The organism is Bacillus massilinigeriensis, assembly GCF_900111815.1.
GTDB lineage: Bacteria > Bacillota > Bacilli > Bacillales > Cytobacillaceae > Mesobacillus_C > Mesobacillus_C mediterraneensis.
On sequence record NZ_LT630004.1, the window covers coordinates 2,558,763 to 2,581,122 of the forward strand.

The 22,360-nt window shown below is 41.6% G+C and carries 21 protein-coding genes and 1 pseudogene; 16 read left to right on the plus strand and 6 right to left on the minus strand.

The features are described 5' to 3' along the window. Positions 1 to 69: 69 nt before the first annotated feature. The 12 genes and pseudogenes from brnQ (at position 70) to BQ5796_RS13465 (ending at position 11,800) form a co-directional block, all read left to right on the plus strand. Entirely contained in the window at positions 70 to 1,407 is a 1,338-nt protein-coding gene (gene brnQ, locus BQ5796_RS13400; protein ID WP_071460672.1) for a branched-chain amino acid transport system II carrier protein, read from the plus strand. Between the two features lie 191 nt (positions 1,408 to 1,598). Next, positions 1,599 to 3,092 (plus strand): peptide MFS transporter, encoded by a 1,494-nt coding sequence (locus BQ5796_RS13405; RefSeq protein ID WP_071460673.1) that lies wholly within the window; start codon positions 1,599 to 1,601, stop codon positions 3,090 to 3,092. 615 nt (positions 3,093 to 3,707) lie between these two features. Next, positions 3,708 to 3,920 carry a hypothetical protein gene (locus BQ5796_RS13410; protein ID WP_071460674.1) on the plus strand — a complete coding sequence of 71 codons (213 nt, stop codon included), beginning with the start codon at positions 3,708 to 3,710 and terminating at the stop codon, positions 3,918 to 3,920. A 35-nt stretch (positions 3,921 to 3,955) separates the two neighbouring features. Continuing rightward, entirely contained in the window at positions 3,956 to 4,288 is a 333-nt protein-coding gene (locus BQ5796_RS13415; protein ID WP_071460675.1) for a hypothetical protein, read from the plus strand. Between the two features lie 811 nt (positions 4,289 to 5,099). Continuing rightward, the gene (locus BQ5796_RS13425) at positions 5,100 to 5,450 is read left to right on the plus strand and encodes a YwqH-like family protein (RefSeq protein WP_071460677.1); all 351 of its coding nucleotides are present in this window, start codon (positions 5,100 to 5,102) and stop codon (positions 5,448 to 5,450) included. Positions 5,451 to 5,460: 10 nt separating this feature from the next. Further along, positions 5,461 to 5,736 (plus strand): DUF5344 family protein, encoded by a 276-nt coding sequence (locus BQ5796_RS13430; RefSeq protein WP_071460678.1) that lies wholly within the window; start codon positions 5,461 to 5,463, stop codon positions 5,734 to 5,736. Between the two features lie 11 nt (positions 5,737 to 5,747). Continuing rightward, on the plus strand, positions 5,748 to 6,191 hold the full coding sequence (locus BQ5796_RS13435; RefSeq protein WP_071460679.1) for a T7SS effector LXG polymorphic toxin: 444 nt from the start codon (positions 5,748 to 5,750) through the stop codon (positions 6,189 to 6,191). A 49-nt stretch (positions 6,192 to 6,240) separates the two neighbouring features. Beyond that, complete coding sequence (locus BQ5796_RS13440; protein WP_071460680.1) at positions 6,241 to 6,918, plus strand: DUF6431 domain-containing protein; 678 nt, start codon at positions 6,241 to 6,243, stop codon at positions 6,916 to 6,918. A 199-nt stretch (positions 6,919 to 7,117) separates the two neighbouring features. Next, complete coding sequence (locus tag BQ5796_RS13445) at positions 7,118 to 8,497, plus strand: DDE-type integrase/transposase/recombinase (protein ID WP_071460681.1); 1,380 nt, start codon at positions 7,118 to 7,120, stop codon at positions 8,495 to 8,497. Next, positions 8,494 to 9,294: an ExeA family protein gene (locus BQ5796_RS13450; protein ID WP_071460621.1), complete on the plus strand. Its 801-nt coding sequence runs from the start codon at positions 8,494 to 8,496 to the stop codon at positions 9,292 to 9,294. Before BQ5796_RS13445 ends, BQ5796_RS13450 begins: the two co-directional genes overlap by 4 nt. A gap of 202 nt (positions 9,295 to 9,496) precedes the next feature. Continuing rightward, a pseudogene (locus BQ5796_RS13455) lies at positions 9,497 to 10,588 on the plus strand (T7SS effector LXG polymorphic toxin); the annotation flags it as partial. A 411-nt stretch (positions 10,589 to 10,999) separates the two neighbouring features. After that, positions 11,000 to 11,800, plus strand: a complete 801-nt coding sequence (locus BQ5796_RS13465; RefSeq protein WP_071460684.1) for a hypothetical protein — start codon at positions 11,000 to 11,002, stop codon at positions 11,798 to 11,800. Positions 11,801 to 11,852: 52 nt separating this feature from the next. Here the strand turns inward: BQ5796_RS13465 and copZ are convergent, their stop codons facing one another. The 3 genes from copZ to BQ5796_RS13480 form a co-directional block, all read right to left on the minus strand. Then, the gene (gene copZ / locus BQ5796_RS13470; RefSeq protein ID WP_071460685.1) at positions 11,853 to 12,059 is read right to left on the minus strand and encodes a copper chaperone CopZ; all 207 of its coding nucleotides are present in this window, start codon (positions 12,057 to 12,059) and stop codon (positions 11,853 to 11,855) included. Positions 12,060 to 12,077: 18 nt separating this feature from the next. Then, positions 12,078 to 12,413: a metal-sensitive transcriptional regulator gene (locus BQ5796_RS13475; protein ID WP_071461306.1), complete on the minus strand. Its 336-nt coding sequence runs from the start codon at positions 12,411 to 12,413 to the stop codon at positions 12,078 to 12,080. Positions 12,414 to 12,491: 78 nt separating this feature from the next. Further along, positions 12,492 to 14,927, minus strand: coding sequence for a heavy metal translocating P-type ATPase (locus BQ5796_RS13480; RefSeq protein WP_071460686.1), 2,436 nt, complete (start codon positions 14,925 to 14,927; stop codon positions 12,492 to 12,494). A 150-nt stretch (positions 14,928 to 15,077) separates the two neighbouring features. Here BQ5796_RS13480 and BQ5796_RS13485 point away from each other — a divergent pair, with 150 nt between their 5' ends. Next, complete coding sequence (locus BQ5796_RS13485) at positions 15,078 to 16,217, plus strand: zinc-dependent alcohol dehydrogenase (protein ID WP_071460687.1); 1,140 nt, start codon at positions 15,078 to 15,080, stop codon at positions 16,215 to 16,217. Between the two features lie 106 nt (positions 16,218 to 16,323). Here the strand turns inward: BQ5796_RS13485 and BQ5796_RS13490 are convergent, their stop codons facing one another. The 3 genes from BQ5796_RS13490 to nagA are packed head-to-tail and all read right to left on the minus strand — an operon-like array spanning position 16,324 to position 18,985. Continuing rightward, complete coding sequence (locus BQ5796_RS13490; RefSeq protein WP_071460688.1) at positions 16,324 to 17,046, minus strand: GntR family transcriptional regulator; 723 nt, start codon at positions 17,044 to 17,046, stop codon at positions 16,324 to 16,326. Next, complete coding sequence (nagB, locus tag BQ5796_RS13495) at positions 17,043 to 17,786, minus strand: glucosamine-6-phosphate deaminase (protein WP_071460689.1); 744 nt, start codon at positions 17,784 to 17,786, stop codon at positions 17,043 to 17,045. Before nagB ends, BQ5796_RS13490 begins: the two co-directional genes overlap by 4 nt. After that, positions 17,783 to 18,985, minus strand: coding sequence for an N-acetylglucosamine-6-phosphate deacetylase (gene nagA / locus BQ5796_RS13500; RefSeq protein WP_071460690.1), 1,203 nt, complete (start codon positions 18,983 to 18,985; stop codon positions 17,783 to 17,785). Before nagA ends, nagB begins: the two co-directional genes overlap by 4 nt. Before the next feature lie 582 nt (positions 18,986 to 19,567). Here nagA and BQ5796_RS13505 point away from each other — a divergent pair. From BQ5796_RS13505 to BQ5796_RS13515, 3 genes are all read left to right on the plus strand, one after another. Continuing rightward, a complete protein-coding gene (locus tag BQ5796_RS13505) occupies positions 19,568 to 20,287 on the plus strand; it encodes a YebC/PmpR family DNA-binding transcriptional regulator (RefSeq protein WP_071460691.1) in 720 nt (239 codons plus the stop codon). A 464-nt stretch (positions 20,288 to 20,751) separates the two neighbouring features. Continuing rightward, positions 20,752 to 21,000: a hypothetical protein gene (locus BQ5796_RS13510; protein WP_141769939.1), complete on the plus strand. Its 249-nt coding sequence runs from the start codon at positions 20,752 to 20,754 to the stop codon at positions 20,998 to 21,000. A gap of 384 nt (positions 21,001 to 21,384) precedes the next feature. Then, the gene (locus BQ5796_RS13515) at positions 21,385 to 22,338 is read left to right on the plus strand and encodes an NERD domain-containing protein (RefSeq protein WP_071460693.1); all 954 of its coding nucleotides are present in this window, start codon (positions 21,385 to 21,387) and stop codon (positions 22,336 to 22,338) included. Positions 22,339 to 22,360 lie beyond the last annotated feature (22 nt).

Sequence of the window (22,360 nt, forward strand, 5' to 3'; positions counted from 1 at the left end):
AAAATAACCCCTCATTGACCATCTGCCTTCATCATTATTTTACTTTGGGAAGGAGTCTTTATTAGAAAGATGGAAAATTACAGAAAGAAAGACACATTATTTATTGGGCTTATGCTATTCGCTTTGTTTTTTGGAGCAGGTAACCTGATCTTTCCTCCGTTTCTCGGAATCATGGCAGGCGATAATTTCTGGCCAGCTATAATCGGGTTTGTCTTAACAGGTGTTGGATTGCCGCTTATCACGGTTGTCGCTATTGCAGGAGTGAAAGATGGCGTCCAAGAAATGGGGCAGAGAGTCCATCCCGTTTTCGCCATTGTTTTTACAGTAATGGTTTATCTGGCAATCGGACCATTTTTTGGTATACCACGTGGAGCGAACGTTGCATATGAGATGTCGCTAAAGCCATTGCTTGGGCAATCTGATGGTCCGCTCTACCTATGGGCATTCTCGTTTGTCTTCTTTGCCCTTGTCTTTTGGGTTTGCCTAAACCCTTCCAAGCTTGTAGACAGAATTGGTACAGTGTTGACGCCAATCATGCTGATCGCAATTGCGCTTCTCGTCATTGTCAGTCTGTTTAAGCTTGGCAGTGGTACTGGCGAAATTGCCGAAAAATTCGCATCATCTCCAGTCACCACAGGTTTCCTTGAAGGATACTTAACAATGGATACAATCGCCGCACTAGCATTTGGGATTATTGTCATCACAGCCATCAAGCAAAAACAAGTGACGGATAGGAAAATCATTACTCGACTAACACTTAAAGCTGGCTTGATTGCAGGTTTAGGATTAACACTTGTATACGTATCACTTGGTCTGCTTGGAACGAAGATGGCAGGTGCAGGTACCTTTGAAAACGGCGGACAGCTCCTTACAGTAGCTGCTAAAACAGTGTTCGGCTATCCTGGCATGATTCTTCTGGGCATTATCGTAACACTTGCATGTTTCACTACATGTGTTGGACTTGTTTCCGCAACAGCACAGTATTTTGCTACTATAATGCCAAAAGTTCCTTATAAAACTTTTACAACGATCGTTACGCTTGTTAGCTTCTTGTTTGCCAACCTAGGACTTACACAGATTATTTCGATCTCTGTTCCAGTGCTCGTAACAATCTATCCTGTCACGATTGTCCTGATTGTCCTTTCCCTGCTGCATCCGTTGTTTGGCGGGGGGCGTTCCGTGTATGTGGGGGCTATCTTCCTGGCACTCTTAATCAGCATCGCTGATGGCCTGAAGGCAATGGGAATCCGAATTCATGAACTTGAATCTCTTCTCGGAAATCTTCCACTTTATGCTGAAGGGATGGGCTGGCTCGTTCCGGCACTTATTGGTGCCATTGTCGGCTTTGTCGCAGACAAACTTATCTTCTCTAGACTCGAAAGGCGCCAGCCAGCTGCTGACAATTAAAGAATATTTACACAAAAAAGACTGCGGATTTCCGGAGTCTTTTTTCATTGAAATAGCCCATTGGATAAGGGTTTCACGCACCCATTTAATGGGTATAATTTGACTCTGTTTTACATAAAAAGAAAATTTCCACTTATTTTTCTAGAATAGTAGTAGTATAATATAACTTATATTTTAAAGGAGGATACTTTATGACAGACAACATGAAAGAGAAGATTGTGCAAAGTGTTCCCCAGAGAGGCTTTTTCGGCCATCCTAAGGGACTCTTTACACTGTTTTTCACAGAGTTTTGGGAACGTTTCTCTTATTACGGAATGAGGGCAATCCTCATCTATTATATGTATTATGAATTATCCCAAGGCGGTCTCGGACTTGATGAAACAGTCGCAAACTCCATTTTTGCTATATATGGCTCCCTTGTCTATATGTCCGGAATCATCGGCGGCTGGGTTGCCGACAGGCTGCTCGGAACGTCACGGACAGTGTTCTACGGCGGGGTCTTCATTATGCTCGGCCACATTGTTCTCGCTATGCCTGCAGGCCTTACTGCATTGTTCTTTTCTATGGGCTTGATCGTCATCGGTACCGGTCTCCTTAAACCGAATATTTCTGCCATTGTTGGTGATATGTATAGCCCAGAAGACCAACGCCGCGACTCAGGGTTCAGCATTTATTATATGGGTATCAACATGGGGTCATTTCTTGCACCGTTAATTGTCGGAACAATCGGGCAAAAGTATAATTTCCATCTTGGATTCGGCATAGCTGCAATCGGAATGCTGCTTGGACTTATCGTCTTCATTCTGACAAAGAAGAAAAACCTTGGACTTGCAGGCACTTATGTACCAAATCCACTGCCAAAAGAAGATCGTAAAAAAGCGTTTGGCAGAATTGGCGCTGTTATCCTTATTGTTGGAATTCTCGGAGCTGTATCAATTTACACAGGAATTTTAACCATTAATAGGTTCATCCTACTCGTCAGTATCCTTGGGATTGTCATTCCAGTCCTTTATTTCATATTCATGTATCGCAGCCCAAAAACAAACGATACAGAACGTTCCAGACTGATTGCCTATATCCCACTTTTTATCGCCGCAATGATGTTCTGGGCTATTCAAGAGCAAGGTTCTAACATACTTGCAACCTATGCGGACAAGCGTACCCAGTTGAATTTTGCTGGTTTTGAAATCGCACCGTCTCTATTCCAGTCATTGAATCCACTTTTCATCATTATGTTTGCACCAGTTTTTGCATGGCTTTGGACTAAGCTTGGCAGCCGCCAGCCTTCCACACCTAAGAAATTTGCAGCTGGTTTGATTTTTGCAGGGCTTTCCTTCATTGTGATGATGATTCCTGCGTATGTAAACGGAACAGAAACACTTGTTAACCCACTATGGCTAGTATTGAGCTTCTTCCTGGTCGTTATGGGGGAACTCCTTCTGTCACCAGTAGGCTTGTCTGCAACTACTAAACTGGCACCTGCTGCATTCTCCGCACAGACAATGAGTCTATGGTTCCTGACAAGTGCTTCCGCTCAGGCAATCAACGCGCAAGTAGTTCGATTCTATACGAAAGACACAGAAATCTTTTACTTTGGAATCATCGGTGGAATATCCATTTTACTAGGATTCCTGCTCTTCGCCCTGTCACCTAAAATTCAAAAGCTGATGAAGGGTGTCAACTAAATACGGAATTCAACCAAACCGCCAGCACCCTATTATAAGGGCTGGCGGTTTTTTGTGTAAAGAAACCCATCACCGGTGTTCTTAATGTCTCCCTTTCGAAAGACCGTGTTTCCCCTATACCAAATATGTTTAAGTGGTATAAAAGACCCTCATAATCTCACTAAATTAATCCAAATGATCCATTACAGCAATATTTATTACCATGATATAGTAATTGAGGATATCATAGTAAAATAGTGGCGGATCAATTGACGGTTTTTTTAAGATCTCTCAAGTGAAAGGTTTGAGAAAATTGAACACGTTGAATACAACTGGTGTATTATTCATCATTATCTTTTTGATTTTATTTTTTTCGTCTTCATTGGACAACATGAATGTTTACTTAGGATTCACCATTTCTTTAATACTTGGGATTGGTAGTTTACTAATTGGCTTACTATCAAAGAAGAGAAAAGGTCCTAGTTCTCTGTATATCATTTTCATTGTTTTCGGCATTTTAACAATTGCTTTTACAATCTTTGTGTACTTACTTCCCGAAGCAGGATATCCACCGCTTATTCAATTTTTTATTAGTAATCACTAAAGGCTAAAACATATACCGGTATGAATTGTTTTTTGATTGGAGCCGGTACCAAAATTGGCGCAACAATCGGAAGTGTGGGTGGACCAATAGGGATAGTGGCTGGAGGAGCAATTGGAGGTTTAATTGGGGCTGTAATAAGCACAAAAGCAGGAGATAAAATTAAAGACATTGGAGGATCCATCGGGAAGAAGATTGGAAACACCGGAAGTAAGATTAAAAACTCTATAAGCAAATGGTTTAAATAACAAATAATTTTTATTTACAGGAGAAGGAATAATTAATGGAATCCATACTGTCAACTTTTGAAATTATTATAATAATGCTGATGGGCACACAAGCAGTTTATAGCTTTTCGCTATTTCTTTTAGGCGATTTTTATCTAAAATATTATGAATATGGTACATTCTCTCCGCCTGAAAACGCAATTCAAAAAATGGTTAATATTGGGATGGATCTCCTTATGGGGGTTGCAATTTATTTTTATAAAAAACAACAAAAATATTCTTGGCCAATCCGAAAATTGCTTCAATTAATCACCCCTTTTGTTATGAGTATTGTTTTCTTCGTTATCTTCCAGCTTACTTCAATGTTTCTTCGGATGGTCTTTCTTTAAATTTGTTTGTATCTCTTTGTGTATTTCCTAATGCATGGAGAGGAATCGCGGAGTCTTCCTTTCTGCAAAAGCAGATAAATTTAAAGATATTGAAGGATCCATAGGGAACAAAGTTGGAAAATCTATTTGTAAGTGGTTTAAGTATATTTTTTTGCAGGAGAATTAATTAAAAATGGAATCAATACTATCAACTTTTGAAGTAATTCTAATGACACTGATGGGCACACAAGCAGTTTTCAGCTTTACTCTATTCCTATTAGGAGATTTTCATCTAAAATATTATGAATATGGTACATTCTCTCCACCTGAAAACACAATTCAAAAAGTAATTAATATTTGTATGAATCTCTTTATGGGAGTTGCAGTCTATTTTTATAAAAAACAACAAAAATATTCTTGGCCAATCCGTAAATTGCTTCAATTAATAACCTTTTTTACTATGGGTATTGCTTTTATGATCATCTATCATTATATTTCAAAGTTCCTTCGAATAGTCCTTCTTTAAATTAGTTTGTATCTTTGTGGATTTCCTTATGTAAGTAGTGTAATCACGGAGTCTTCTTTTCTGCATTAGCATAGAAAACTGCAATACCAATGGTCTTAATGCCTCCCTGCTGAAAGGCTTCATTCCCACTATACTAAAGTTGATTAAATAGTATAAAGGACCCCTTAATTCCCACCAAATTAATCCAAATGGTCCATTACAGCATGATTAATTACCATGATATAGTAATTAAAGGTGATTTTACTCGTATGTTGTAGAGAATGTTCCATATAAAAAGTATGATCTTTCAATCAAGAGGTGATTAATGTGGATTCAATTGCAAATTGTAATGCTTTAATTAACAAATATAAAGAGCAGCTTAGAGAACTGGAAAGGTGCAGGGGACGTTTGTATGGAATACTAACAGATTTAGAGATTCAAAGAAATCTAATTAGTAAACCTGAACTATCCTCTAATACTTGGAGTGGTCTAAAAGCCCATAAGTTTGATGATAAGCGAAGGGAACGTTTGATAAATAGTTATGATGATTTAATTAATGACCAATTTTTCTATGTTTTAGAAACTATTGATCGAGAAATGACAAGAATAAATGGTGAAATCACTATGGTTACACAACAAAAAAGTTCCTTAGAAAAAGAATTAAAACAACGAAAATGAGGGATTTCTTATGATAAAACTGAATTACAATAAAGTTGAAGAAATACTCACTAATATACAAACGGCTTCAAGTGAGTTAAAGCTAAAATTACCAGCGGCTAATAGTGGCAATAGCAATTTAATTACCATTTCACGTATTAATAATTTAAATACACAAATCAATAACATAATGGAAAGATATAAAAAACTTGTTTCTCAAAATGTTAATGATACAAGATTAGCGTTAGATAAATTGCGAGAAGCTGACAAGGAGCTTGCAGCTAAAATTGCAAAATCTTTGAGTTAGGAGGGAGTAATTTGAAAACTATAGATTCGGGAGAAGTCCGTGGGCATTTCAAGATAGTTAAAGAAAAAATTAAGACTGAGGTTACTAAAACAGAAGAGCTCCAAAAAAGCATCAGTGCTTTAAATAGTTCAAGAGCTATCTTTATGGGAAAAACCGCTGATTCCATTTTTTCATTTTATCAAGAGTGCCATTTACCTTTTCTACAATATTTCAAAAGCTTTTCCGATGACTATTTACAGACTATGGAAAATATTAAAGATGCCCTGGAATACGTCGAGGATGAAAAGGAAAGCCACTGCTATATTGATCAATCATTTTTAGAGAATAACATAAAGCCTCCTCTAAAAAAAATAAAAGAATACACTATAGATTCAGTCTCTGAAGCAAATAATTACATCAACTCAGTGGATTTTGTACGCTGCCATATTCGTTGGCAGTGTTTTTTGTTGTTTTAGGAAAAAATTGTGGCGGTACAATTTTAGAAAATCATGCGACAATAGATTAATGTTAATCATTCCCTGGCGGGAGGAGGGGCAAAAAGGGCACGAAGAGACAGCGTTCCTTCAGCCTAATTTAGCCAAAACCATGACTAGGATAAAGTATCTTGGTAGAACAATCAGAGAATATTTAAGATATTATCAGGATGTACCACCTCCTTGCGATGAGAACTGTCCTGATTGTAATAGAAAATTATATAAGCATGGCCGGTACTATCGTATGGTTATCACAGGGAAAAAGGCAAGAAGGATTCCGATCTACCGATGGTATTGTTCTGCTTGTGGAAAGACTTTTTCATTATTGCCAGATTTTCTCTTCCGCTACCAAATCCATAGTGGGCAACTTTTACAAAGAGCCTGGCTTTTGCGGTATGTAAAAGGTCGAAGCTATTCTTTTATTCAAACGTACTTCTCGCAAAATGTTTTAGGGGGAGTAAGCTACAAAACTGTTAAACGATGGGATCGGCTTTGGAAGGGCCCGCTCAAGTCTCTTGTCCAATTCCTTCTTTCTTCAACAGTTGAAATTAAGCCATTTGCATTTGAATTTCAAAAAATTAAGCACTTAACAGTGGAACAACTTCTATTATTCCTTCTCCCGTTGGCATGGGAAATTTCTCATCCTACCACCCCCTATCCTTCCTGTGGTTACTTCCAATGGATAAATCAGTTAAGAGAAAAAATATAAACCACTCCATCCTTTATTCCCCATCCCACTCTCCGCCTACTTTCTTTCCGAATCCTGTTTCTCCCCCCTTCGGGGTATAATCCTCCTAAAATATGTATTTAAAACGAACGTTCCCACAGAATTTGGGCTCTCCCTTTTCATTGGTTCCTGTTATTTAATGAAACTTGTAGAAGTTGATTAAAAAGAGGGAGAGTTTTATATGGACGAAAAGCTTAGAAATGACATTGCCTTATACCGCTTTGGTTTGATCGCTGAAATTGTCACCAGAGAGCTCCCAAAAGGAGAACAAGCACAACGGCTTCGTAGCATCGCAGAGGCTGAACATATGAATCCATATGGAGAGATGCAAAAGGTCGGCATCCGTACGCTGGAAAGGTATCTGCAGCTTTATCGCAAGGGAGGGTTTGAGGCATTGAAGCCGGTGAAACGAGGCGGATATGCACCAAGGTCTATCTCAAAAGAGATACTGGAAAAGGCCATTCAATTGAAAAAGGAACGCCCAGAGAGATCGATCGAACAAATTATCCGCATGATGGAGTTGGCAGCCATTATGCCAAGGGGAAGCATATCCGAAAGCACCCTCTCCAAACAGTTTAGGAAAGCAGGTATAACGAAAAAACGGCTACAACAAACACCTGTAGGCAACCAGTTTCGCCGCTTTGAATTTCCGTATCGCAATGCCTGTTGGCAAGGGGATGTCCAACATACTTTGTATCTTCCGGATCCCAAGGATTCAAATAAGAAGCGAGTGGCCAAGTTGTTTGCATTCATTGACGATTATAGCCGATTCATTGTGCATGGGCAGTTTTACTTTGACGAAAAAGGTGCGCAACTGGAAGACTGCTTCTTTAAAGCCATCTTAACTAATGGAAAGCCTGAACAAATCTATGTGGATAACGGATCCATTTATCGCGCAAAGGCGTTGGAGACAACCTGCGCAAAGCTCGGGATAAAACTGTCCCACTCTACTCCAAGACGTCCACAAGGGCGCGGGAAAATTGAGCGTTTTTTCCGATTCGTAGATACGTCCTTCAAGCCTGAGGCTTATGATCTGATCGAATCAGGAAGGATTCAATCCATTGAACAATTAAATCGGTATTTCCACATTTGGAAAGAATCCATTTATCATGAAAGAACACATGGGGAAACGAAGCAAGCGCCGAAACACCGCTGGGAAGAGTGTGAGCAACCTACGGTCTCCATCTCCTTTCAGGAACTAAAGAACGCCTTCTTTTGGGAAGAAGAGCGAAAAGTGGACAAGACAGGCTGCATCTCTTTTCAGGGAAATAAATACGAAGTGGATTCCCGATTGGTCGGTGAAATGATTACTCTCCGTTTCGATCCTAATGACCTGGAATCAATCGAAGTATGGTTTGACGGACAACAGTTTGAAAATGCAATTCCTTTAAAACTTGCCCGTCCAAGACATGAAAAGGTAGCTTCTGAAACCTCAAATAGAGCTGAAGAAGAATCTGGCCTCAACTTTTTGGATTTAACAGAACCCGACCATGAAAAGAAACAAAAGGAAAAGCGAGGGTCATTAAGCTATCAAACTCTTATAGGGGGAAAAGAAGAATGATTGCAAAACATTTTGGATGGAAGCACACTCCATTTCAAAAGGACATTCCTACTAGACACTTATTCATGGCAAAACAATATAAAGAGCTGCAGGCACGGCTGACATTTATGATTCAGCAGCGTTCATTCGGTCTGATTACCGGGGAAGTCGGCGCTGGAAAATCAACCGCCATCAGGTCACTGAAAGAACGATTGGAAGCAAATCAGCATGTTTTTCTTTATTTATCTGACTCAGCTTTAAAACCCCGCGATTTTTATCGAGAAATGCTTCTCCAGGTAGGAATAGAACCCAAATTTCTGGCGAGTGATCTCAAACGACAATTTAAAACAGCCCTCCTAGACATCTATGAAAACAAAAAGAAAACGCCCGTCGTAGTGATTGACGAAGCGCATTTATTGTCATCATCGATGTTACAGGAAATCAGATTCCTAACAAATTTTCAAATTGATTCCCTGTCACCTTTGGCCCTTATTTTGGTTGGACAGCCCGAATTAAGGGACAAGCTCCGTCTAAGAAGCCTGGAAGCCATTTCTCAAAGGATCAATACCCGCTTCCACCTTGATGGGATGAGTTTCGAAGAAATGATAGAATACATCAAACATCAATTGGAGGTGGCAGGAGAAAGCCGCCAGGTTTTCACGGATTCATCATTAAAATTAATCTTTAAGGAAACTCGAGGCATTCCGCGCTTAACGAACCGTTTATGTACGGAATGCCTGTTAGACGCAGTTTCCAGGAAGCAGGAACTGGTAGACGAAAACTCGGTAGAGCGAGTCATAGATGACTACCGGTTTTAGGACCTGAAAAGGTCCTTTTTCTGTTTAGAGAATAATATAAATTTGAAATGAATTCAATGGAACTTTAAACCATATAATGCCAACGAATTTGACTTAACTAAAAAGGAAACGAAAGTGACGGTGGCGAAAATAGTCTGTTGCCGTCATTGTCGTTTCCGAAATAAACGCCATTAAAAATGGCTCTTAACAGGATTTCACATGGCTACCAAAGTTAGAAGAAGAAGGTTTTGTCAACACAGTAGACAATGCAGAAAAATACGTTGATGAGACAATAGAAGCTCTAGTAAATTTTGATAATGCACAAGCAAAAGAAGTAGAATTCCTTGAAAATAAACTAGAATTGCTTAATAATTATATGGATAAGTTGGAATCCATGTTCGGCAAAGGAAGCTCCGCCATTTCAAATTACAATGGTAAAAAGTTAAAGCAATCCGATGCCTATAAAAATTTAAAAGATACACTTAAAGCAGATAAATCATTTGATATTGCCAATACTATTGGTGAGCCTTTCGATTTCACTAATGGGAGAATTATGCAATACGGAGACTTCGCTCTCATTAGCTTCCATGGAGCTCGTACATATTGGGCAGCTCGTAAAGCAAAGGGAATGAAAATAACTTATCATGGAGGTGAGCCAACACTTTGGAAAAAGTATAAAGGCGAGTATAAATTCTCCGTTGGTGCACCGGAGGCTTGGACTGCAAAAGGAGGACATAGTGCAGAACTCGCCACAAAGTTTCGCGAAAAGTTGAAGTCTACCAGATTTATTGATAAACCATTTAAAAAGTTGTACTCCACCTATAATGACGCAGGGAGTTATATAAAACATCAATTCGGCTTTCCAAAAAATCAAAGTAACTATATTGACGGTAAAAAGTTTAAAGCTGACTATATAAATAAAGTCAAATTCGGTACAAAAGAAGTGGTTGAAACAGCAGCAAAAGCTAAAGGATTTACTAAAGTTGCAGAGCGTGTTCCAGGAGTAGGAAACACTATTACTGTAGTTGCTAATCTTACCGAATTTGTTAAACCAGAGAATAAAAATAAATCCAAATATGAAAAATTCGGTAGGTTTTTAGCTGGTACTGCTACAGATTTTGCCTTAATTGGAGCTGGCACGAAAATTGGAGCCACAATAGGAAGTGTTGGAGGGCCAATAGGTATAGTGATTGGAGGAGCAGCAGGCGGTTTAATTGGAGCTGGAATAAGTACTTTCGGAGGAGATAAAATTAAAGACTTTGGAGGATCCATAGGGAAGAAAGTTGGAAAATCTATTAGTAAGTGGTTTAAATAAATATTTTTCTCACAGGAGAACTGATTAAAAATGGAATCAATACTGTCAACTTTTGAATTTATCCTAATGATATTGATGGGGATACAAGCAATCTTTAGCTTTTTACTATTCCTTTTAGGTGACTTTTACCTTAATTGGTATGAAACAGGTGTGGTAAAACCTCCTGAAAGCTGGTTGGATAAAGTCTTTAATTTAATTATGGATTCAACAATGATAATAGCAATCTATTTTTATAAAAAACAACAAAAATACCCTTGGCCAATCCGAAAATTGCTTCAATTAATCACCCCTTTTATTATGAGTATTGCTTTTATTTTTATCTACCACTATATCTCAAAGTTCCTTCGGATGCTCTTTCTTTAAATTTACTTGTATTAAGTTAGGGAAAAATACAGAATAAAGGTGATTATAATGAACTTTTTAATGACTTGTACCACTGAGGAACTTGCACTGTTTGTATCTCTTTGTGGGTTTCCAGGAGAAGGTAGAGGGATTGCGGAGTCTTCTTTTGGGAGAAAAAGCGGGAAAGAATGGGATGCAATTATTGAGACAACGATTCATCAGTTGATGGTGAAGGATTTATGGGATGAGGAAAAAGCGGAAAACGATGAGGTTCCGTTTCCAGAAGATTTGCAAAAGTTTATTATTCAATTCACAAAATCTAATTGGATAGTCCGGTGTTCTGACTTCCCTCGAGAAAGCGTGCTAATGATCCATCACTTAGAAGGCGAAGAGTGGACTGCTCAAATTATTCATAAAGATATCGTCCATGAATTCTACCTCTTAAAAACTAGTGAAATTCCTTCCTTTATTCAAGAGTATTACTCCTTCCCTATATTTGAAGGAGAAACGAAAGAATTCTTCTTAACAGAAAAAGGCTTTAATGTCCTAAGTGATCAAAATAAGCTACATAAAGTTAGAAAAATGAGCAATTTTACAGCTGAAGAAGAGGAAGCTTTTAATTATTTTATGGAAGATTTAGGACAATATAATTGGTCTCTATTTAATATAGCGTTTTTCCATATTCCTAATCTGGAATCAGATCCATATATGCAAAACATCTTCTTCTTCCTCCCTTCTAACAAAGGTATGTGGCTTGTCGAGTATAGCGATGACACGGAGAAATCTGTTCGTGTCCGGCTTGAGCCTTTTTCTGAGTGGAAAGCTACTATTGAAGGAGTACAAACAGTAGCGGAACAAGTTACTAGTTAAGTGGATAAAATCAATAAAAAAACGCACCTAGCCGGGTGCGTTTTTTGTTGTTCTACTCTACATCATATCCTTGATCGTCAATTGTTTCTTTCACTTTTTCTACTGTTACTTGTTCAGGGTTGTAGTCTACAGTTACTTTTCCGCCTTCGAGATCTACTTTAACGGTTTGGACGCCTACAAGTTCACCTACGCTGCTTTCTACTGCTTTAACACAATGTCCGCATGACATTCCTTTTACATTGAGTGTTACTGTTTCCATTGATAATGCCTCCCTTGTTTATTTTTTCATGAGTTTTTGGATCGTGACGAGGAGCTCATCGATGGCTTCCCTGTCACCTTCTTCAATCCGCTCGACGATACACGTTTTCATGTGGCCTTCGAGCAGAAGCTTCGCCACGCTGTTGAGGGCAGCTTGGGTTGCGGAGATCTGTGTAATGACGTCATCGCAGTAAGTATCTTTTTCGATTAAGCCTTTGATTCCGCGAATCTGCCCTTCAATCCTGTTCAGCCTTGTCACAAGGTTTTTCTTTGTGCTTTCTGAGTGATGGCTTTTCCTTCCCGGCGTAGGATTACAATGGCTCTCGCATTCTGTATCCTTCGCCGTCTTCTCTATTTCAGGAACTTCCACGCTCCACCCCTCCCTTTTCCACTATTTTAATATACCCCTGTATCGTATGCAAAGACACTTCATTTAACGGTTTAGTTTGACGCGCTGCAGGCGAAGGGCATTGAGAACGACGGAGACAGAACTGAAGGCCATCGCAGCACCGGCAAGCCATGGCGCCAAAAATCCTAGTGCCGCAATTGGGATGCCTAAGGTGTTATAGGCGAATGCCCAGAAAAGATTCTGCCTAATATTGCGGATCGTTTTCCTGCTCATGAGGATGCTGTCAGCAATGCTGTTGAGGTCGCCGCGCATGAGCGTAATATCCGCTGCTTCCATCGCGACGTCTGTGCCCGTACCGATTGCCATGCCAATATCTGCAACAGCAAGTGCGGGTGCGTCGTTGATTCCATCGCCAACCATTGCGACCTTTTTCCCTTGAGACTGAAGCTTTTTGATTTCCTCGGCCTTACCTTCTGGGAGTACCTCAGCTATCGCATAGTCAATACCAGTCTCGGCGGCGATGCTGTTTGCGGTTCGCTTGTTGTCACCAGTGATCATGATGACCTCAAGCCCCATCTCTTTTAACCGCCGAATTGCTGAAGCTGAAGTTTCTTTCACTGTATCCGCTACCGCGACCATACCAGCATAAACACCGTCCACCGCTGCGAGCATTGCTGTTTTCCCGTTATCCTCAAGCTGCTCCATTTGCTGCAGTACCGAATCAATGGCAATTCCTTCTGCAAGCATCATTTTCCTTGTGCCGACAAGCACGGAATGCCCTTCCACCGAAGCCTTAATTCCGTATCCGGGCACTGCCGTGAAATTTTCCGGCTCAGTCAGTTCCACACCTTTATCCTTTACACCTGCAACAATCGCCTGTGCAAGCGGGTGCTCCGATTGCCTTTCCGCAGAACCTACTAAACGAAGGAATTCTTTTTCGTCCAATCCGGATGGCAGGATATGTGTCAACACTGGCTTCCCGTTTGTCACAGTGCCTGTTTTGTCGAGCACAATCGTATCGATTTCATGCGTCAGCTCAAGATGCTCTCCGCCTTTAAAAAGAATGCCATATTCAGCAGCACGGCCGGAGCCCGCCATGATCGAGGTTGGCGTTGCCAGCCCTAACGCACAAGGACAGGCAATAACAAGCACCGCAATCATTTTCTCTAGAGCTTCTGGGAAGTCTCCAGGACTCGCAACAAAATACCAAATCAGGAAGGTGACTGCAGCAATACCAACAACGATTGGAACGAATACTCCAGAAATTTTATCCGCGAGGCGTTGAATCGGTGCTTTCGAGCCCTGTGCGTCCTCCACTACTTTGATAATTTGTGCTAGCGCCGTTTCCTTTCCGACCTTTGTCGCCTCTACTTTTAAAAATCCGTTCTTGTTTACTGTTGCACCAATGACCGTATCGCCAGCCGCTTTGTCCACCGGTAAGCTCTCACCTGTCAGCATCGATTCATCGAGAGCAGATTGCCCCTCGATGACAATACCGTCAACCGGCACTTTTTCACCCGGCTTGATATAAAGGACATCTCCCACTGCCACTTCCTCGAGGGGAATAGTCATTTCCTCGCCATCCCGCAGCACTGTCGCTGTCTTCGCCTGGAGGCCCATCAGTTTTTTGATCGCTTCTGATGACCTTCCTTTCGCTCTTGCTTCAAACAGTTTTCCAAGCAGAATCAATGTGATAAGAACCGCGCTTGTTTCAAAATAAAGCTCTGTCATATGCGCATGCTCGCCGATGCTTACGACCGAAAGATACAAACTGTAAAAATAGGCTGCAGAAGTTCCAAGCGCGACTAGCACATCCATGTTAGCGCTGCCGTTTTTTAATGCCTTGTAGGCACCAACGTAAAACTGCCTTCCAATGATGAATTGAACAGGTGTCGCCAATGCAAGCTGAAACCATGGGTTCATGAAAATCTCTGGGACGTAGATAAAACCAGTGAATGAAAAGTGGCCAGCCATTGCCCAAAGAAGCGGCAGGGAAAGCAGCAGTGAGGCAAAAAATTTAGTTTTCTGCTTTTCAATCTCCTGCTCTCTGTGGTCCTTTTCCCCTTCTCCACTTTCTCGTTTCACTTTAGCGCTATATCCTAACTTCTCGATTTTTGCGATGATGTCCGAAACTCCAAGCTGTGAAGGATTATACTCAACGCTAGCTGTTTCGAGCGCAAGATTGACGGTCGCCTTTTTTACCCCATCAAGCTTATTAAGGCTTTTTTCAATTCTTGCCGAACAGGCGGCACAGGTCATCCCCGTTATCTCCAGCTCCGCTTTTTCCGTTAGAACGCCGTAGCCAAGGTCAATGATTTTCTTTTCAAAATCAGTACTTCTTGCCTTGTCAGGATTATACTGAACGGTTGCATTTTCGAGCGCCAGGTTAACGGAAGCATCTTCGACTCCCTCTAGCTTTTTCAAACTTTTCTCGATTCTTGCTGAACAGGCTGCACACGTCATGCCTGTTATCGGAAGCTGCACTTCCTTGATTGCCCGTACCTTTTCCCCGGAAGCCATAAAAATTCACTCCTTTTTGTCTGTTATTTTTAATATTATACTATACCCCAGTACAGTATATGTCAATCAGATTCAATCGCGATTATTTTTTGGATATCATGGGGAATACTGGGGTATAGGGAAAGTAATCTACTTACTAGGAGGTACGATATGAAGGCAGTTACGTATCAGGGTGCAAGAGATATTCAAGTTAAAAATGTGGAAGCTCCTAAGATTGAAAAAAACGATGATATCATTGTCCGCATTACCTCCACAGCAATATGCGGTTCAGATCTCCACATCTATCTTGGCTCAATGCCTACCCGCCCAGGATTTGTCATTGGCCATGAGCCGATGGGAATCGTCGAAGAAGTCGGACCGGAAGTGACAAAAGTGAAAAAAGGTGACAGGATTGTCCTTCCTTTCAATGTATCGTGCGGCAAGTGTTTTTACTGCCAACACGAAATGGAAAGCCAATGTGATAACTCGAATCCAAATTCTCTAAAAGATACTGGCGGATACTTAGGCTATACGGAGCAATACGGAAATTATCCTGGAGGACAAGCGGAGTATCTGCGCGTTCCTTATGGCAATTTCATGCCTTTCGTCATTCCTGAATCGTGCGAGCTAGAAGACGAAGCGCTCTTGTTCATGTCAGATGTGCTGCCGACAGCCTACTGGAGTGTGGAAAACTCAGGATTGAAACCAGGCGATACCGCCATTATCCTTGGCTCTGGTCCCGTTGGATTGATCGCGCAAAAATTCGCATGGATGAAGGGTGCAAAGCGTGTCATTGCGGTCGATAATCTTGACTACCGATTGAAGCACGCGAAAAAGATGAACAATGCGGAAATATATAATTTTGAAAACCATAGCGATCCAGGTAAATACTTAAGAGAAGTGACCCATGGTGGCGCGGACGTTGTCATCGACTGCGTCGGTATGGACGGAGAAAAATCAGCTGCGGAAAAGGTCGGACAAAAGCTGAAACTGCAAGGCGGAACGTTGAGCGCCATCCAAATTGCGAAAGATGCTGTGCGAAAGTTTGGCACCATTCAGCTAACTGGTGTGTATGGCTCTATTTATAATATGTTCCCTCTCGGTAATATCTTTGAACGAAACATCACCTTGAAAACAGGACAGGCACCTGTCATTCATTACATGCCAAAGCTGTTCGAAATGATTACATCAGGGGACATTGATCCAACCGAGATTATCACCCATAAAGTACCGCTCGGGCAGGCAAGCGAAGCATATAAAATATTCAACGACCATGAAGACGATGTGATTAAGGTGGTTTTGAAGCCTTAATACGCCGAATCTGGTATGCGTGCTCCTATAAAGTACTAAAGCACCTTTCATCGTTACAGAGAAAATCAAAGAAGAAGGGACAGTTCTAAATAGAGGACTGTCCCTTTTATCGACTAATATCGACGCTAAACTTATATCGATCTGCCCGGTACACAGATTTTGCTAGTTCGATTGGTGTTCCATCCTTCAGCTTTGACGTCCGCTCAATCAACAGAACAGGCGATCCTTCCGGGATTTGCAGGTAGTCTGCTTCCATGTCATTCGCGGTCGATGCTTCAATCGTCTGACGCGCACTGCCAATTGGTGAAGAAAGGTGCTCATCGATATAAAGATAAATCGATTGCGTTGCAGCCTCCTCCGTCAACCCTTGAAGGAGTTTGGCCGGAAGATAGGTTGTCTCATACGCCATAGGAGTACCTTCAGCCATGCGGACACGTTTGATTTCAAACACTTCGTCATGCACTATCATTTCAAGCTGCGATGCAATATAAAGATTAGCAGGCACTTTCTGAAAATCAACCACTTCGCTCCATGTGCGCACCCCTCTTCCTTGCATATCCTCCGTAAAGCTCGTTAACCCTAAAAGCTGTTTTTCGATTTTCCGCTCTGCAACAAAGGTGCCTTTTCCCTGTTGCCTGTAGAGCATTCCGTTCTGGACGAGGTTGCTGATTGCCTGCCTTACCGTCATTCTGCTGATGCCATGCAGCTCGGAATATTCCCGCTCGGAGGGCAGCGCATCACCTGGCTGCAGTTCATTATTTTCCATTTGCTTCTTAATTAATTCTTCTAGCTGATAATAAATCGGAACTGGAGAGGATTTATCTATCACGCCATTCCCTCCTCTATCACACCTACCATTGCTTCTTCATCTGCAATAATCGTTACATTAGGATGCAGTTGAAGTACAGAAGCAGGGAAATCCTCCGTTACTTTCCCTAGGAGTAACCTTTTGACCGCTTCGCTCTTGGCTCCTCCGGAAGCAAGGAGCAGTATTTCCCGGCTTTTCATTATGGAAGCAATCCCCATAGTGATTGCCTGAGTCGGAACTTCCTCCATTGAGCTGAAAAATCTTGCATTCGCTTCACGCGTTGACGGAGCAAGGTCGATAATATGCGTCCTGCTCCCAAAAGGAGTCCCAGGCTCATTGAATCCAATATGTCCATTGCTCCCGATTCCAAGAAGCTGCAAATCAATGCCGCCTAATTTTTCAATCAGATTTTCGTACCGTTTGCATTCTTGCTGCAAGCTTCCTGTCAAGCCATGAGGAACGTGGGTTTGTTCTATCCTTATATCAATGCTGTTGAATAGCGCTTCATTCATATAATGCCGATAGCTGTTAGGATCTTCTGGAGAAAGGCCAATATACTCATCAAGGTTAACGGTTGATACACCCTTATAGGAAGTCCCGTTCACCTTATGATCCTCAATCAGTTCCTTGTAAGTCCCTGTCGGTGTTCCCCCTGTAGCAAGCCCCAATGTTATATGGGGATTTTTTTTCAATTTTTTCAGTATGAAATTAGCTGCTTCCCTGCTCATATCCTCGTAGTTTTTCACTTTTACGATATTCATTCAGAACCCTCCCTGCAAAAAGCTAATCTTCCTCTGCAATACGTTCTTGATACTGCCATATCGCTGTCCAAAATGACAATATCGGCATCTTTTCCAGCCTTTAGGCTCCCTTTTCGGTCAAACACATCAAGCTGTCTTGCAGGGTTTTCTGCGCTCATTTTTACCGCATCCTCCATGGAACAGCCTGTGAATTTTATGATGTTTCTAAATGCAGCATCAAGCGTCAAGACACTTCCCGCCAGTGTTCCTTCCTCCAAGAGAGCTTTACCATCTGCAACAAACACCTTTTGCCCTCCAAGCTCGTATTCCCCATCCGGCAGGAACTTCGCCCGCATGGCATCAGAAATAAGAATCATTCTATCTGAAGTGATTTGCCGATATGATACTTTGACCATTTCCGGAATAACATGAATACCGTCACAAATGAGCTCAACCTTCAGCCCTTCCTGTAAATAGGCGGCTCCGACAACGCCAGGCTCTCTGTGATGCAGCCCACGCATCTGGTTGAAAAGGTGGGTAACATGAGACACACCAGCATCGACCGCTTCTCTCACTCCTTTAAAAGTTGCATCAGAATGCCCAACGGATGCGATAATGCCCTTCTCTTTTAAAAAGCGGACAAGCTCCTCGCCGCCAGGCTGTTCTGGGGCAATTGTAACAAGGCGGATTGTATTTCGTGACTCCTCGATCCATTTCTTGAATAAATGAAGATCAGGATCTATGATATGTTCGAGAGGCTGTGCCCCCGCCTTACCCGGGTTGATAAACGGCCCTTCAAGGTGGATTCCTAAAACCTCGGCATCACCATATTGCTGTTTTTCCCTAATATAATTCCCCGACACATTCAACGCTTTAGATAAAGATTCTATGCTTTGAGTAATGGTCGTCGCAAGAAAGCTTGTTGTTCCTTCCTGCGGCAAGCTGGAAGCAATATTTTTCATTGCCTCATCACAGCTGTCCATCGTATCTGCGCCATTGGCCCCGTGAATGTGAAGGTCAATAAATCCAGGAATTACTTTCGAGCCCTCAGGAAGTACCTCTACGAGAGAATATGCAGATTGCGGAAAATCTACAAGCTTGTCCATTGGTCCGACAGCAGCGATTTTGCCATCCTTAATAAAAATAAAACCTTTATCGAAAGTTTGGTCTTCAGCATAAATTTCTGCATTTTTCAGCAGTATTGTACTGGAGTTATCCATTACGTCCACTCCTTTGATTTTTCTCCCACTATTATAACATGCAGTTGTCTATACCACTAGACATCTATTTTAATTTTTCTTGTATATACTCCTATAATTTGTACAAAATCAGTTAAATAACATGAATTGATTTTTATTACATTCCACAAAAATCTTGCCAGTCCACCCTCTACCATGTTATAGTTGCAAAGCGATGAGCTGAGTTGTGTAAGTCGACGGACACTCCTTTTTGGAAATGCACGATGTGGCGTGCAGTCCGTCGCCTCAATACGCGAAAGACACCTTCCTCGGAAGGTGTCTTTTTTATGTTTAGGGACCACATGAAGATGCCCCTCCGTTCGTTATATATGCTTTTCCTACGCATACCTTTTGAAGAGCCGCCAGTCGAGTCAGCTAATAAATATACCGGAGAGAAACGATGTTGAATATTACAGGTTCCACTTTGTTGCAACAAGTGTTGTTGAGGTATAATAGATGGTGTCATATCAGCGACACTTTTGCCTTTTTCTAGAAAAGTGTTGAACATCTCCTTTTTTCATATTAATATTTTTCTGTAGATAAACTTGAAAGAGAGTGGACATAATGGGTCGTAAATGGAACAATATCAAGGATAAGAAAGCTTCAAAAGACGCGAACACTAGCCGAATTTACGCCAAGTTTGGGCGCGAAATTTATGTGGCTGCAAAACAAGGCGAGCCAGATCCCGAACTGAATCAGAATTTGCGCGTCGTGCTAGAGCGTGCCAAGACATACAATGTGCCTAGAGCAATCATTGATCGCGCAATTGAAAAAGCGAAGGGCGGAGCGGAAGAACTTTACGATGAGCTGCGCTATGAAGGCTTCGGGCCAAACGGATCGATGGTCATTGTGGATGCACTCACAAACAACGTGAACCGCACTGCCTCCGACGTACGCGCAGCATTCGGCAAGAATGGCGGAAACATGGGTGTGAGCGGCTCTGTTGCCTACATGTTTGATGCTACTGCCGTATTCGGCATTGAAGGAAAAACAGCGGATGAGGTTCTCGAATTGCTGATGGGAGCGGATGTAGACGTTCGCGACATCATTGAAGAAGATGAGTCCGTTATCGTATATGCCGAGCCTGATCAATTCCATGCGGTACAGGAAGCATTCAAGAATGCCGGAATTACCGATTTTACTGTTGCCGAATTGACCATGCTTGCACAGAACGATGTCGAGCTCCCAGAAGAAGCAAAAGCGAAGTTTGAAAAATTGATCGACGCCCTCGAGGACCTTGAAGACGTGCGCCAGGTTTACCACAACGTAGACCTCGGAGAATAAATAAAAAAAGCGGCACACTGCAATTGCAGTGTGCCGTTTTTTATGGAATACATTATAAAAAGCTGGCATCGACAATACCGCTAGTATCATTCCTAAAAAAATTGTTCCGATGTTCCTAAGTCAAATAAAAATGAACCATTACCAAGAGAAAATTTACTCCTACTCGGGCAAGCATCATCCTCATGACAAGCACCATCCCATTCATATAGTATGGCCTTCCATCGTTACAAAACCACTATACAACACAAATGTAAAGCTGATATTAAGTGCGAGTGAAGGAGCAGCAAACTTTTGCTTAGTTTGTGAAGAGATGCTGATTCCTGTTGATAACTTCCAGCCGGCCCACTCCATGAGGACGTTTAATTGATTTCTGGCTGAAGTTGGTTGATAACCTAGCGGAGAGCACCCGCAATATCCTGTCCCAACGCTGTTTGGTTGATTTCTAACTGAAGTTGGTTGATTTCTTGAGTAGTTTGGTTGATTTTCTGGACAAGTTGGTTGATAACTCTTCAGGTGTGAGCGATTTTTCCGAAATCCTGGTTGATAACCTAGCGGAGGGCACCCTCCCGATCCCTCCACAATGCCGTTTGGTTGATTTCTACCTGAAGTTGGTTGATTTCTGGAGTAGTTTGGTTGATTTTCTGGACAAGTTGGTTGATAACTCTTCAGGCATGAGCGATTTTTCCGAAAACCTGGTTGATAACCTTGTGTAGATCACCCGCAATATGCTGTCACAACGCCGTTTGGTTTATTTCTATCTGAAGTTGGTTGATTTCTAGAGTGGTTTGGTTGATTTTCTGAACAAGTTGGTTGATAACTCTACCAGCGTGAGCGATTTTTCCCGCAAACTTGTTGATAACCCACCCCAAATTCAACCATTAGCCCATTTAGTTGAACTCTATATAAGTTTGTTAATAACTCTCACAGCGTGAGCAATCTCATCAAATAACATTGTTGATTTTCTCCTCCAAAACACCATTCCTTACGAGCTCCCAAGAAAAATTCACACTCCGTTCAACTTTTCCCGCAACACTAGGGAGGAACAAAGCTGCTATAAAAAGAAATATTGATAAAAAGCCGAAAGGAGCATACCCAAATTGATTGTAAAAGAACGAGAAATCCCATTAAGGCTTCGAAAACTTGAATCTCTAGGCAGATGTCTCCATCGATCCCATCCTGCCAGGCAGCCAATTTTAGAAGAGTATAAACGAAGAAAGTCAGGCTATAGAGGAGAATTGGCTTTCGATAGATACCTAGATACATATCTCAGTGAGGATTATTATGTTTTGCGAAACCTTCGCCTTCCTGTACGGGACTCTTTTTTTCAAATTGACACCCTCATTCTTTCTCCCGCCTTCCTACTCATCGCCGAAATCAAAAATCATAGCGGAAGTATCACCTTAGACTCAAAATTCAATCAAATGACCCACACTTTTCAAGAGAACGAAACGGTTATTTTCAATGATCCTTTACTCCAAGCAAAGCTCCAGGCATCCCTGCTCGACGATTGGTTAGAAAACCACGCTAAACTATCCATTCCTATCGATTACCTTGTTGTATTCACCAATCCTTCCGTCCATATTGATACTCCTACACCTGCTTATTACTACAAAGTCTGCAGGATGAATTCTTTTCTCGAAAAACTAGCCTCCGTAAAAAAACACTTCCCAAAACCCATCGTCACGCCAAAAGAGTTAAAACGGTTAGCAAAACTCCTGACTAAAAACCATAATCCTGAAGACAACATTAACATCCTTGAAGATTTTAATTTAACAAGAGCCGACATTCATACTGGCGTGCAATGCCCTGCATGCAGTAATTTTACGGTAAAAAGAGTCTCCGGGTATTGGCGTTGCAGCAGCTGTCTAAAAAAATCCAGGGAAGCTCACATTCAGGCGATTGACGATTATTTTCTCCTCATTGATTGCAGCATCTCAAATAGGACACTGTGCGACATCCTTTGCCTCTCCCCTTCCACTGCGCGAAGACTTATCACTACCCTCCATCTTCACGCAGTGGGGAGCTATCGTGGAAGACATTATACCAAATAGTAAAAAGCCAAAACGTATTCCA